At 64.4% G+C, this 13,667-nt stretch carries 11 protein-coding genes; 8 read left to right on the forward strand and 3 right to left on the reverse strand.

Features of this window, described 5'->3' with window-relative positions; all coding sequences use genetic code 11:
* Position 1 precedes the first annotated feature (1 nt).
* From AB5I39_RS08455 to AB5I39_RS08490, 8 genes are all read left to right on the forward strand, one after another.
* Complete coding sequence (locus AB5I39_RS08455; protein ID WP_404373657.1) at positions 2 to 514, forward strand: chemotaxis protein CheW; 513 nt, start codon at positions 2 to 4, stop codon at positions 512 to 514.
* Between the two features lie 123 nt (positions 515 to 637).
* On the forward strand, positions 638 to 2,461 hold the full coding sequence (locus AB5I39_RS08460) for a methyl-accepting chemotaxis protein (protein WP_404373660.1): 1,824 nt from the start codon (positions 638 to 640) through the stop codon (positions 2,459 to 2,461).
* Between the two features lie 59 nt (positions 2,462 to 2,520).
* Positions 2,521 to 4,572, forward strand: coding sequence for a methyl-accepting chemotaxis protein (locus AB5I39_RS08465; RefSeq protein ID WP_404373663.1), 2,052 nt, complete (start codon positions 2,521 to 2,523; stop codon positions 4,570 to 4,572).
* 59 nt (positions 4,573 to 4,631) lie between these two features.
* Positions 4,632 to 6,590, forward strand: a complete 1,959-nt coding sequence (locus AB5I39_RS08470) for a methyl-accepting chemotaxis protein (RefSeq protein ID WP_404373665.1) — start codon at positions 4,632 to 4,634, stop codon at positions 6,588 to 6,590.
* Positions 6,587 to 7,069 (forward strand): chemotaxis protein CheW, encoded by a 483-nt coding sequence (locus AB5I39_RS08475; RefSeq protein WP_404373667.1) that lies wholly within the window; start codon positions 6,587 to 6,589, stop codon positions 7,067 to 7,069. Before AB5I39_RS08470 ends, AB5I39_RS08475 begins: the two co-directional genes overlap by 4 nt.
* A 66-nt stretch (positions 7,070 to 7,135) precedes the next feature.
* Entirely contained in the window at positions 7,136 to 7,999 is an 864-nt protein-coding gene (locus tag AB5I39_RS08480; RefSeq protein WP_404373669.1) for a CheR family methyltransferase, read from the forward strand.
* A 3-nt stretch (positions 8,000 to 8,002) separates the two neighbouring features.
* Positions 8,003 to 9,091 carry a chemotaxis response regulator protein-glutamate methylesterase gene (locus AB5I39_RS08485; RefSeq protein ID WP_404373672.1) on the forward strand — a complete coding sequence of 363 codons (1,089 nt, stop codon included), beginning with the start codon at positions 8,003 to 8,005 and terminating at the stop codon, positions 9,089 to 9,091.
* Between the two features lie 45 nt (positions 9,092 to 9,136).
* Positions 9,137 to 10,843, forward strand: a complete 1,707-nt coding sequence (locus AB5I39_RS08490; RefSeq protein ID WP_404373675.1) for a hypothetical protein — start codon at positions 9,137 to 9,139, stop codon at positions 10,841 to 10,843.
* A 573-nt stretch (positions 10,844 to 11,416) separates the two neighbouring features.
* On the opposite strand, the gene AB5I39_RS08495 is transcribed toward AB5I39_RS08490, so the two are convergent.
* From AB5I39_RS08495 to AB5I39_RS08505, 3 genes are read right to left on the reverse strand one after another with little or no spacing between them, the layout of a single operon-like run.
* Entirely contained in the window at positions 11,417 to 12,130 is a 714-nt protein-coding gene (locus AB5I39_RS08495) for a hypothetical protein (RefSeq protein ID WP_404373678.1), read from the reverse strand.
* Complete coding sequence (locus AB5I39_RS08500; RefSeq protein WP_404373681.1) at positions 12,127 to 12,942, reverse strand: hypothetical protein; 816 nt, start codon at positions 12,940 to 12,942, stop codon at positions 12,127 to 12,129. Before AB5I39_RS08500 ends, AB5I39_RS08495 begins: the two co-directional genes overlap by 4 nt.
* Positions 12,939 to 13,652: a hypothetical protein gene (locus AB5I39_RS08505; protein WP_404373684.1), complete on the reverse strand. Its 714-nt coding sequence runs from the start codon at positions 13,650 to 13,652 to the stop codon at positions 12,939 to 12,941. The genes AB5I39_RS08500 and AB5I39_RS08505 overlap by 4 nt, the downstream gene beginning before the upstream one ends.
* Between the last annotated feature and the right edge of the window lie 15 nt (positions 13,653 to 13,667).

Genomic DNA, 13,667 nt, shown 5'->3' on the forward strand with positions numbered 1-13,667 from the left:
GATGGACGATCTCGCACATATCGAATGGAGCCCGGAGGGCGAACTCGAAGTCCTGACCTTCGACCTGCAATCGGAAACCTTTGCGGTCGAAGCGGTGCTGGTCCGCGAAATTCTCGACCTGCTGCCCGAAACGGCCGTGCCGGGTGCAAATCCGCTGGTCGGCAGCGTCGTGAACTTCCGCGGCAAGATCATTCCGATCGCCGATCTCAGGCTTGCGTTCGGATTTCCGCGGACCGACCCGACGATGGACAGCCGGATCGTCGTCATCGAACTGGCGACCGACAATGGGCCGTTCCAGGTCGGCATCAGGACCGACAAGGTGCACGAGGTCGCCACCCTGCATCGTGATGCGAGCGAGGCACCGCCTGCGGTGGGGCTGCGCTGGCGGCGCGATTATCTGCGCGCGATGGTGCGGCGGCCAAGCGGCGTCGTCATCCTCCCGAACCTGGTTGCGATCTTCAATCCGCTGCTCGGCGGCAAGATCGTCGACCCGCTGCCGGTTTTGGAGAAATGAGCATTCTCGGGGTGGCCGCTGGGGTGAAGCGTCGCGTCGCCAAGCCGGTGCGGGGGCAGCCCGATTTCTAACACAACACACGGAATGTCGCGTCGGAGGACGCCGACGGAAAAGGACGGTACGATGCGTGCGACGATCAAGGCCAAGCTGAGCGGAGCATTTGCCACCCTCTTGCTGCTCACCGCAATTCTGGGCGGGGTCGGCGTCGCCAAAATGGCGTCGATCAACGACCAGTCGACCGAGATGGCGGACAATTGGATGCCGAGCATCGACGCCGTCCATCGTCTCAATACGGCAACGTCCGATCTGCGCGTCGCGCAATATTCGCATATCGCCACCACCGAAGAAGGCGCCATGCGCAAGGCGGAGGGCGAGATCGACGCATTGCGCAGCAGCATCAAGGAGCTGCGTGGCCGCTATGAAAAGCTGATTTCGTCCGACGAAGAACGCCGCATCTACGAGCAGTTTGCCGAAAAATATGGCCGTTATGAACGGGTTGCAGAGGCGATCTTGGCCTTGTCGCGGCAGAACAAGAATGCCGAGGCGGCCAAGGCGATGACCGAGAGCCAGCCGCTATATGACGATCTGTCCAACGACTTGTTGAAGCTCGTCAAGCTGAACGTCGCAGGCGGGGACGCCGCAAGCACGCTGGGCGACCAAACCTATGCTGCGGCGCGCGCGCTGTTTATCGGACTGATGATCGCCGCGATGCTGATCGGCATTATCGCCGCCATCTGGATCGCACGGTCGGTCTCGATCGGTCTGGGCAAGGCGCGCGCGGCGCTGGATGCCGTGGCGATCGGCGATCTCGACCAGAATGTTCACGTCTCGACCAACGACGAAATCAAGGATCTGGTCGACACGGTCAACCGCATGACCGGCAATTTGCGCGTTTCCGCCGCGCTCGCCGACAAGATCGCCGATGGCGATCTGACCGTGACGCATCGCCCGCTTTCCGACGCGGACCGGCTGGGGAAATCGCTTGTGCGCATGGTCGATCGCCTGTGCGACGTGGTCGGCAAGACAAATAGCGCTGCCGACAGCGTCTCCTCCGGCAGCCAGGAGCTGTCGGCAAGTTCGGAACAGGTGTCTCAGGGCGCGACCGAACAGGCGGCTGCGACCGAACAGGCCTCCGCCGCAATGGAGGAGATGGCTGCCAACATCCGGCAGAACGCCGATAACGCCGCACAGACCGAGAAAATGGCGCGACAGTCGGCGCGCGATGCCGAAGCCAGCGGCATCGCCGTAGAGAAGGCAGTCGGCGCGATGCGCACGATCGCGGAGAAGATCGGCATCGTTCAGGAAATCGCGCGGCAGACCGATCTGCTCGCGCTCAACGCCGCGGTCGAAGCGGCGCGGGCGGGCGAACATGGCCGCGGCTTCGCAGTCGTCGCCTCCGAAGTCCGCAAGCTCGCCGAGCGCAGCCAGAGCGCAGCTGCCGAGATCAGTCTCGTGTCCTCCGAGACGGTGAAGGCGGCGGCCGATGCGGGCGAGATGCTCGCGCGGTTGGTGCCCGATATCCGCCGGACCGCCGAGCTCGTGCTCGAGATTAGCTCAGCCTGTCGCGAGCAGGACATTGGCGCCTCGCAGATCAACGACGCGATCCAGCAGCTCGACCAAGTCACGCAGCAGAATGCCAGCGCGTCGGAACAGATTTCGACAACTTCCGAACTGCTCGCCAGCCAGGCCGGCGAGCTGCAAACGAGCATCGCTTATTTCCGGCTCAAGGACGAAGCCCCGGTCCGTCCGCCTAGCGCGGCGCGAGCGGCGGCGCCAAGCGCGCCAGCCCGAGCACCAACCTTCATCAAGCCAAAGGCTAAAGCCAAGCCGCGGCCAATGCCCAATTCGATCGCCGATCAACAAGCCCGCGCGAATGGGTTTGCGCTCGACCTTAGCCGGGGTGGTCCGGATTCGGACGACGCCGATTTCGCGACCCAAGCCGCCTGACGCCGTCTGACCGGGCCGTAGCGCCGAACGCGCGACGCGCCATCACAGGGAAAAACAATATGCCACTCAATATTTTCAGCAGCATCTCCGCGAGCGTCCTGACGGCCGAATTCGCCCGGATCGGCAATGCGATGGCGAGTGGCAACTATGCGGAACGGGCCGATGTCTCACTCGCCAAGGGCCAGACGCGAGAAGCTCTGGTCGCGCTGAACGACCTTCTCGACAAAGCGATGCAGCCGATCGCCGCGTTGGGCGCGGATATCGAAGCGATGGCGCGGGAGCACAATTCAGGCGACATCGATGTGACCTTGCCGGTCGAGCGCTATCACGGCGAGTGCGCCACGATGGCCCGGCGCGTGAACGAGATGGTTGCCGGGCACATTGCCGTGAAGAAGAAGGCGATGGCCTGTGTAAAGGAGCTGGGCGAAGGTAATTTCGAGGCCCCGCTCGAGCCCTTTCCGGGCAAGAAAGCCTTTATCAACGACACCATCGAGACGCTGCGCGGCAATCTGAAAGGCCTGATTTCGGAGATGCGCCACATGTCGGCCGAGCACGACAAAGGCGATATCGACGTCTTCGTGCCCGCCGAGAAGTTCAAGGGCGACTTCGGCCTGATGGCGCACGGTGTCAACGACATGGTCGCCGCGCATATCGCCGTGAAGAAGAAGGCGATGGCCTGCATCAAGCAGTTCGGCGAGGGCAATTTCAATGCGCCGCTGGAACAGTTTCCCGGCAAGAAAGCCTTTATCAACGACACCGTCGAGACGCTGCGGCGCAATCTGCGCGACATTACCGAAGAGATTCAGCGGCTGATCGACGCCTCCACCGCCGGTCACCTGAACGAGCGCGGCGACCAGAAGCGCTTCGTCGGCGATTTCGCAGCACTCGTGTCTGGCATCAACGGGATGCTCGACGCGATCCTGCAGCCGATCCTGGAAGGCAATCGCGTGCTCGATCTGGTCAGCGCGGGCGATCTGACCGAGCGCGTCGAAATCCGCTGCGAGGGTGATCACCGCCAGATGCGGGATGCGATCAACGCGCTGGTCGAGAGCCTGCGCACCAGCGCCAATCTGGCCGACAAGATCGCCGATGGCGATCTGACCGTGACGCACCGACCGCTGTCCGACAATGACATGCTCGGGCAAGCATTGGTGCGCATGGTCGAGCGGCTGCGCGGGGTGGTTGGCGATGCGACGATCGCCGCCGACAGCGTCTCGTCCGGCAGCCAGGAATTGTCGGCGAGTTCGGAGCAAGTGTCGCAAGGCGCCACCGAACAGGCGGCGGCGACCGAGCAGGCATCGGCTTCGATGGAGGAAATGGCCGCCAACATCCGCCAGAATGCCGATAACGCCGCACAGACCGAGAAGATGGCGCGCCAGTCGGCCCGCGATGCCGAAGCAAGTGGCGTGGCGGTCGAAAAGGCGGTCGGGGCGATGCGCACCATCGCCGAGAAGATCGGCATCGTCCAGGAAATCGCGCGGCAGACCGATCTGCTCGCGCTCAACGCCGCGGTCGAAGCGGCGCGGGCGGGCGAACATGGCCGCGGCTTCGCAGTCGTCGCCTCCGAAGTCCGCAAGCTCGCCGAGCGCAGCCAGAGCGCAGCTGCCGAGATCAGTCTCGTGTCCTCCGAGACGGTGAAGGCGGCGGCCGATGCGGGCGAGATGCTCGCGCGGTTGGTGCCCGATATCCGCCGGACCGCCGAGCTCGTGCTGGAGATCAGTTCGGCCTGCCGCGAACAGGACATCGGCACCTCGCAGATCAACGAGGCGATCCAGCAGCTTGACCAGGTCACACAGCAGAACGCCAATGCCTCGGAACAGATTTCGACCACCTCCGAGCTGCTCGCCACCCAGGCGGAACATTTGCAGAGCAGCATCGCCTACTTCCGGGTGAGCGATGCGCCCCCTGCCCGCCATGCCAGCGCGGCGCGGGCGGCACCGCCCAACATTCCCGCCCGAGCGCCGAGCTACAAGCCGAAGCTCAAGGCCAAGGCGCGGCCAAGGCCCAATTCGATCGCCGATCAACAGGCGCGCGTGAATGGCTTCGCGCTCGACCTGAACCACGGCGGCCCGGACGCCGAGGACGCGGATTTCGGGACCAAGGCTGCCTGACCTCCAACCGATTGCAAGGAACGCGGCGTCGCAGGGCGCCGACCGAAAAGGACGATACGATGCGTGCGACGATCAAGGCGAAATTGAGCGGGGCCTTTGCCACTCTCTTGCTGCTCACCGCCATTCTGGGCGGGGTCGGTGTAGCCAAAATGGCGTCGATCAACGACCAGTCGACCGAGATGGCAGACAATTGGATGCCCAGTATCGATGCCGTCCACCGGCTGAACACGGCAACCTCCGACCTTCGCGTCGCGCAATATTCCCATATCGCCACCACCGAGGAAGCCGCCATGCGCAAAGCGGAGGGCGAGCTCGAGCAGATCCGCAGCGACATCAAGGAGTTGCGCGGCCGCTATGAAAAGCTGATCTCGTCCGACGAAGAGCGTCGCATCTACGAGCAGTTCGCCGAGAAATATGGCCGCTATGAGCGGGCTGCGGATGAAATCCTGGCGCTGTCGCGGCAGAACAAGAATGCCGAGGCGGCCAAGGCGATGGTGGACAGCCAGCCGCTCTTCGACAATCTGTCGGATGATCTGCTGAAGCTGGTGAAGCTGAACGTCAGCGGCGGCGACGCTGCGAGCAGGGTGGGCGACGAGACCTATGCCGCTGCGCGCGGGCTGTTCATCGGGCTGGTGATCGCCGCGATGCTGATCGGTATCGCCGCTGCGGTCTGGATCGCACGGTCGGTCTCGATCGGCCTTGGCAAGGCGCGCGCGGCGCTGGATGCCGTCGCGATCGGCGATCTGAATCACGAGGTGCAGGTCTCGACCAACGACGAAATCAAGGATCTGGTCGACACGGTCAACCGCATGACCGGCAATCTGCGCGACAGCGTCTCGCTGGCCGATCGCATTGCGCTGGGCGACCTCAGTGTCGATCACCAGCCGCTGTCCGACAAGGATACGCTAGGCCATGCGCTGGTGCGGATGACCGGCAATCTGCGTGTTTCCGCAGGCGTGGCCGACAAGATTGCCGATGGCGACCTGACCATCACCCACCAAGCCGCGTCGGATCGCGACACATTGGGCAACGCCCTGATCCGCATGATCGATCGCCTGCGCGGGGTGGTGAGCGATGCCACGGTCGCCGCGAACAGTGTCTCCGCAGGCAGCCAGGAACTGTCGGCGAGTTCCGAACAGGTCTCGCAGGGCGCGACCGAGCAGGCGGCCGCGACCGAACAGGCATCGGCGTCGATGGAGGAAATGGCCGCCAACATCCGCCAGAATGCCGATAACGCCGCGCAGACCGAAAAGATGGCGCGCCAGTCGGCGCGTGATGCGGAGGCAAGCGGCGTTGCCGTCGACAAGGCAGTCGACGCGATGCGCACGATCGCCGAGAAGATCGGCATCGTCCAGGAAATCGCGCGGCAGACCGATCTGCTTGCGCTGAATGCGGCAGTCGAGGCGGCGCGTGCAGGCGAACATGGCCGAGGCTTTGCCGTGGTCGCCTCCGAAGTGCGCAAGCTTGCCGAACGCAGCCAAAGCGCGGCGGCCGAGATCAGTCTGGTTTCGTCGGAAACGGTGAAAGCCGCCGCCGACGCGGGCGACATGCTCGGGCGGCTGGTACCCGACATCCGCCGGACCGCAGAACTCGTGCTGGAGATCAGCTCGGCGTGCCGCGAACAGGACATTGGTGCATCGCAGATCAACGACGCGATCCAGCAGCTCGACCAAGTGACACAGCAGAACGCCAGCGCATCGGAACAGATTTCGACGACCTCCGAACTGCTCGCGACGCAGGCCGAGCAATTGCAGAGCAGCATCGCGTATTTCCGGGTCAGCGACGATGCAGGCACGAGGCGTGGTGCCACGATGCCCAGCGAGCCGCGCCACATGCCGGAGCCGGCGAAGCCAGCGGCGCGCGTGGCCAGGAAGCCCGTTTCGCGTCCCAAACCCACTTACCGGGCAAAGCCGAACTCGATCGCCGATCAGCAGGCGCGCGCGAACGGCTTCGCGCTCGATCTGAGCCGCGGGGGCCCGGATGCCGATGACGCCCTTTTCGGGAGCGAAGCGGCATGAGCAACGCTCAGGAATTGCAGGTCGTAACCTTCGGTCTTGGCGCGGAGACGTTCGCGGTCCCGGTCACGCTGGTGCGCGAAATCCTCGACTATCGCGAGACGTTTCGCATCCCGAACGGCCCCGATTATCTGCTCGGCCTCACCGAATTGCGCGGTGAGGGCGTGACGACGATCGATTTCCGCCTGCGCCTGGGTCTGCCGCATGTGGCACCCACCGCGAGCACGCGGATCCTGGTGGTCGATGTGCCGTTCGACGGGCGTACGCTGGTGCTGGGGCTGGTCGTCGATCGCGTACTGGACGTCAGCACCTTCGACACGGCGGACATCGGCCCCCCGCCCGACATCGGTGTGCGCTGGCCCTCGCAGTATCTCGCTGGCGTGGCGAAACGCCCCGACGGCTTCGTCGTTCTGGTCGATGTCGTGCAGATCTTCTCGGCTGACGAAGTTCAGTCGCTGCAGCCCGGCGCGATCGCCGCCTGAGCATGCGATGCGACGCGCTGCTTCCCTCATCCAGGCCTGGCGGGGCGATATCCGCGGAGTATCATCGTGACCCTCGCCGCACCTCTCGCACAATCGCTGGCGCCCCCGGGCGACCGGATCAGCGCGCAGAATTTCGATAAGCTCGCGCATTACATCTACACTTATGCCGGCATCAAAATGCCGCCCAGCAAGCGGACGATGCTGGAAGGTCGTCTGCGTCGTCGGCAACGTGCCGTCGGCGTCGAGAGCCTGGATGACTATTGCGCGTATTTCTTCGCGGCAAACAATATCGAGCGCGAGGGTGAGTATCTCATCAACGCCGTCACCACGAACAAGACCGACTTCTTTCGCGAACCGCAGCATTTCGAATATTTGCGGCAGGTAGCACTGCCACAGCTGACGGCGCGCGGATCGCAGCCGCTTCGCGCCTGGAGCGTCGCCTGCTCGACCGGCCCCGAACCCTATACGATCGCGATGGTGATCGACGATTTTGCGGCGGGTCGGTTCGGCCCGAGCTACAGCATTCTCGCCACCGATCTGGATACCGACGTGCTCGAAATCGCGCGCGCCGGGATTTACCCTGCCGAAATCGCCGAACCGATTCCGCCCGTCCTGCGCCGCAAATATGTAATGGGGTCGCGCGATCCGGCCCGCAGCGAGGTGCGCATCGTACCCGCACTGCGCCGCAATATCGGTTTTGCCCGCCTCAACCTGATGGACGACCATTATCCGGTCGGCGAGGCGATGGACCTGATCTTCTGCCGCAACGTGCTGATCTACTTCGATCGGGAAACGCAGCTGAGGGTCGTGTCGCAGATCGTCGACAAGCTCGCCCCCGGCGGCTTGCTGTTCCTCGGGCATTCCGAATCCATCGCCGGGCACGATCTGCCGATCGTCCAGGTCGCCAACACCATCTTCAAGCGGAGCTGACCTATGGTCGATCGGCCAAAAAAGATCCGGGTGCTGATCATCGACGATTCCGCGATCGTGCGACAGACCATGACGAGCGTGCTGGAAGCCGACCCCGAGATCGAGGTGATGGGCACCGCGGCCGATCCGTTCGCCGCGGCCAAGCGCATTCAGGAAGAAGTACCCGACGTCATCACGCTGGATGTCGAGATGCCGCGCATGGATGGCATCACCTTCCTGCGCAAACTGATGTCGCAATGCCCGATCCCGGTGGTGATGTGCTCGTCGCTTACCGAAGATGGCTCCGACACGCTGTTGCAGGCGATGGAGGCAGGCGCGGTCGACGTCATTCTCAAACCCAAGGTCGGTGTTGCCGAGCATCTCACCGAGCATAATCTGCAGATTTGCGATGCGGTGAAGGCGGCGGCGAAGGCGCGGGTCAAGGGTCGAGCGGCGCGGGTTGCTCGTTCGAGCGCCCCGGAAAAGAAACTGACCGCAGACGCGGTCCTTCCCCCGCCCAGCGGCAGGGCGATGAGCCGCACCACCGAGATGGTTATCTGTCTCGGTGCCTCCACCGGCGGGACCGAAGCGCTGCGGCAAGTGCTGGAGGCGCTGCCGGCCAATTCGCCCGGTGTCGTCGTCGTTCAGCACATGCCGGAGAACTTCACCCGCGCCTTCGCCAAGCGGCTCGACAGCTTGTGCGAAACCGATGTGAAGGAAGCAGCGGACGGCGATCCGGTGCTGCGCGGCCAAGTCCTCATCGCGCCAGGCGGCAAGCACACCATGCTCGAGCGGCGCGGCGCGCGCTACTATGTGTCGGTGCGCGACGGGCCGCTGGTGTCGCGGCATCGCCCGTCGGTCGACGTGCTGTTTCGCTCGGTCGCGCGCTCGGCCGGGTCGAATGCGGTCGGCGTGATCATGACGGGCATGGGCGATGACGGCGCGCGCGGGATGCTCGAACTGAGGCAGGCCGGGGCACGCACCTTCGCGCAGGACGAAGCCACCTCGATCGTGTTCGGAATGCCCAAGGAAGCGATCGCGCATGGCGGGGTCGAGAAGGTGATCCCGCTCAGCCAGATCGCGCGCGAAATGTTGCAGGCGGCGGACCGATGATGCGCAACGACCGCCGCCACGCAGCGCCTCTGCAGGAAGGACGCAATGTATTCCGCGACAATCCCTGACGTCGGCCAGGCACCGGCGAGCGTCGACGTGGCGCTCGATCTGGTGGCGAATGGACTGGATGCGCGCTTCGTCGATGCCGGGGCCGCGCTCGCGCGCGCCTACGATATCGTCGAAAAGGTCATTGCGGGTTTGGGCGGCATGACCGACGCGCTTGATCGCGAGGCTGCCACGCGGGCAGTGGCCAACATGCAGCGCACCGCAGAGCGGCTCGAGCGGCTTCCCGCGACAATGGCCGCGCGATCGGACGCGCTGGCGACGGTCGAAAAGGCCGGGAAGAATGTGCAGGACCATATCTTCCGCGTTGGCCGGACCCTGGAGTTTCTGCGCATCTGCGGCCTGAACATAAAGGTGGCGGCCGCCGGTCAGAACGGCTTTTCCGAATTCGCCGATGCGATTTTCGTCAAGCTCGATGTCAGCGAGAGCGAAATTGCCGCGATCGGCCGCGAGTTGCGGCACCTCGTGTCGCTCATCCCGAGCGTGCTGACGGTCGATCGCACGCTCGCGGTCGAGTGTGCGGTGGTGGTGCCGAATGTCCCGCGCCGGTTGGCGGAGGATGCGTTGGGCCTCCAGAAGCATCTGGACGGTGTCACGACGCTGTCCGAGACGATCGCCGCCGTCGCGCGCCGGATTCGCGGCAAACTCGGTGACGCACTTGGTGCGCTGCAAATCGGCGATATCACGCGCCAACGCCTGGAGCATGTCGCGACCGGCTACCGCATGTTGCTGACCGTATCTGGTGCCGACCGCGAAGGCGATGCACTCGATGAGGTCGCCGAGAAGCACGTTCTGGCACTCCTGTCGGCGCAGACCAGCGATGCGATCGCGGATTTTCGGCTCGAGAACCAGCGGCTCGTCGACAGCTTGCGCGAGATTGTCCCCGATGTGGTCGATATGCTCGCGCTGCACGGCGATGGCGGTGCCAACACCAACGGGGACGCGGCGTTCTTGGAGACGCTGGAACAGCGGGTCGCTGAAGTGGGCAAGGTCACCACGGGCCTGCGCGATGCGGACGTGCGGTCTCACATGCTGGGCCAGGAGACTGCAGCGACGGTCGAAAGATTGGGGCAGCGGCTCAAGATCATCCACCAGGTCACCAACGAAGTGCACAACATGGCCTGGAACACCGACCTGCGATGTTATCGCATCGGGCGCGACGGCAATGGCTTGGCACGTATCGCGGCGGAGATCCGCAGCTTTGTGGGTACGTTGGAATCGATTTCCGCGCAGGTTGCGGCGGATGTCGGCCGCTTGGAGACCGCGTCGCGCGCGATCGGACGATCGCAAAGCGACTCTGGCGAGGAGGAAACGCTGGAACAGTCGCTTGCGACGATCCAGAACGGCGCGCGACGGATGCGCGAAAATCTGTCGGATTTCAAAGATGGCGCCGCCTTGGTCGCCACCATCCTGGACGAAGCCGTCAATGCGGTCGATTGCGAGACGACGTTCGCCGCGTCCCTCGATGAGATCGGCGAACGATTCCAGATGATCGCGCAGCCGCAACCAGAAATTGAGGCGGAACTGTCGGAGCCCGCGCAGGCCCTGCTGAACCAGATCGCGAACCTTTATACGATGGCGAAAGAACGGAGTGTCCATCACCGCTTCGCGCCAAACAGCGAAACCATCATGACCGGCGGGAACCCGGGATCGGATGATGATGACGATGAGGACGACGGTCTGTTCTAAAAAGTGCCGAACCTGCGTTTCCGACGTTTCGGACTGCGCTCTTCAGGTGGCAGCTGTCCTTCGCCAGAACATTTGGCGCAACCGACGGCGCAAGCGAGCAGATGCGGCCGACGGGGTGGCCGGTGAGCCCTCGACGGGCGGAAATAGGGCGCGCGCACTGTGCTCCGCGGTGTGAGGAACGAAACTCGAATCGTCAGAAAGGGGCTCAAAGGCGGCCCGGTCGCGCGCGATAGCGAATAGCCGACGCGCTGTGAGAACCGATGGGGGACCAGTTTCCGCCCATTCGATTTACGATACCGACAAGAAAGAGGGTTTTTTAGTCGGTGTCGCAATTCACTAAAAGCCGCTCAACCGGCCCTTGAAAAACCTGAACTTTTTCAAACTGAGCGGCCAAGTTTATTGCAACCTAGCCGCTCATTTCGCCGGTATTTTTCTTCTGGCCCGCTCAACGCTCGAGATCCCCCGTCAGCCGCCGATGCAACGCGGTCGCCCGGAGCGGGCTCCGGCGCAGTCACAACCGGCCCTGCGCCCATTAAGGATCGAACTTCGGGATAGTGGCTATCCTGCCGGATCTTACACGAAAAGGGCCCGAGGACGACTAGCCGCCCATGGCATAACATAAGGCTGGGATCCGGTCGCAACCACCAGGGTCTGTGCGAGCGGCGAAGCTGAATCGTCGATCTCGATGACCCGCCAAGCGCGTCCACGCAGGGAGGCGTGGTCGATAACGTCTCCGATCGGCCTTCCGACGCACGCCATCGCCAGAGTTTCAGGCAGACGGTCATCCAGCTTGACCCGCAGCGTGCCGAAAAGCGTCTCGAACTTCACCATGCCGATCTGCCCCTCGACCTCGAGCGAATGGTTGACGATCTCCAGATCCGCCCAGTCGTCGCCCGACCGAAGAAACGCGATGCGATGACCAAAGCCACGCAGCAGAACGGTCGGCTGCCAGCCGGACGCCGTCCAGATCTCGAATTGGTCATGGGTCTCGCGGGCAGGCCGAAACCGGACGTTTTTATGCAGGCTCGGCCACCGTGGCCACCGGTCCGCGGGCTCGATTCGGGCGACGACTCCGTCGACCGACTTCCCCTGAGATGCGACGAGGGAGATGAGGAATGGCGATGCCGAACGGACGGTCGCAGCGATTTCCTGTTGGAAGGCATCGCGCATCGACCCACTGCCGCCGCGCCTGATACCCCACACCCGCGCACGTGCCTCCGCGCGCGCCACCTTCATCACGCGCCGATCGGCTGCCGTCGTCGGATCCGTCTGGTCGCTGCCCGTCACAGAAGCCGCCGCCCGCGCCCGGGTGCGACGCCGCCATCGGGATCGTCGGGCGCGGTCATGACCATCGCCAAGAGGTGCTGCGTCAGGACGGGCGCACCCCGCTGATAGGCCATGCCGCCCCACTTCTCCCATCGGTCTAAGCGATGCGCGAGCCAGACGTAAAAACGGTCCCGGGAGGGATTGTCCGAGAACGACTGCATCCACAGCGTTCGGCGGAGCGGCACGACGTCGCCCAGGCCGTCGCCCACCAGGGCCAGTGCGGGCTTACGCCACAGTTCGCGCCTCTCGAAGCGGAACGGCAGCTTTGCTGACATCGCCTCCACGCGATCGAGCCATGCCGCGGTGTCGACGTCCGACGCCTTCGACGGCGCGAGGGTCGCAATCGCCTCGCTGCCTACTGGGATACTGCGCACCTGCGATGGCCGCGTAGAGGCGAGCATGACCAGCGCTGCGTGGCCCTCCGCGCTGATGCCGGTGCCGTAGGGCGGGTCGCCGCCGGTCAGAGCGTGGGAATACAACCAAGTTCCATAGAAACGCTCGAAGTCATGCTCGCCGGCGAACAGGTCGTGGGCACTCTCCGCGACGATGACGACCCGCCGGCTTATGGCGGCGAGGTAGCCCATCAGCCGCTCAAGGCCCTCCTCCATGAACAGCGTGGTCGGCATCCCAAGCCGGCCGATCCAGAAGGCCTCGCGCGCCGTGTCCCAGCGGCACCCCTGCTCATCCGCCAGGAGGCCACCACACGGAGCCCCTTCGGCGTGGAGCCAATAGCCCCATGGCAACGCGGGATTGCGGACGTCCTCATACCTCATCGGCGTGGCACCTGATCATACTCCGAGAGTCCGACGGGCGGCCGTTCACCCTTGAGTTCGGGCATTTCCAGCCCCTCGGCGATCGCGTGCAGCTGGGCGGCCAGGTTGGTCGTCTCGCGCACGACATAGCGTTCGTCGCGGTAGACCCGGCCGTTCTCCAGCCCCAACGGATCAGGGTGACGCTTCCCAGGGACAAGGTCGTAGGCCTTGTTGCAGGAGAATCCGAACCACCACAGCTCGTCAGGCAGCATCGCCAACGCGACCATGGTGCACGCGTCGAACGGCGGCCGGAGCGGCGTCGACGACCGCCCCTCCGCGGCGCGGGGCACCCGGACTTGGCAGACGGAAGTCTCGTGCGGCTCATACTCCTCGCACGGCGACGCGTAGTCGACACCACCATGTACGACGATCGGCGGATCGTGGGGCAGCGCCTCCTCTCCGAAACCGGCAAGCGGGTGGTCCGGCCCGACGCCGACGTATCCGCGCAACGCGCCGTCAGTGCCTCGGCGCATGATGCAGGGTATCGCCGTGGCGGGATCGATCCAAGACACCTTGTCGGGCTCGGCGCTCCACGGTCCGTCACCTGCCGGATGGCGGCCGGGCACGCGATACACCTCCACCGGCATGATGTTTGTGCCCGCGAGGGGGCGGTGCTGCACCGCAGCCGCGACCGGGATGATCGCCTTCGTCGTCTTGGGCTTCCTGGCCATCGCATACTCCTTTCC

The sequence above is a fragment of the Sphingomonas sp. MMS24-J45 genome (assembly GCF_044881195.1).
Taxonomy (GTDB): domain Bacteria; phylum Pseudomonadota; class Alphaproteobacteria; order Sphingomonadales; family Sphingomonadaceae; genus Sphingomonas.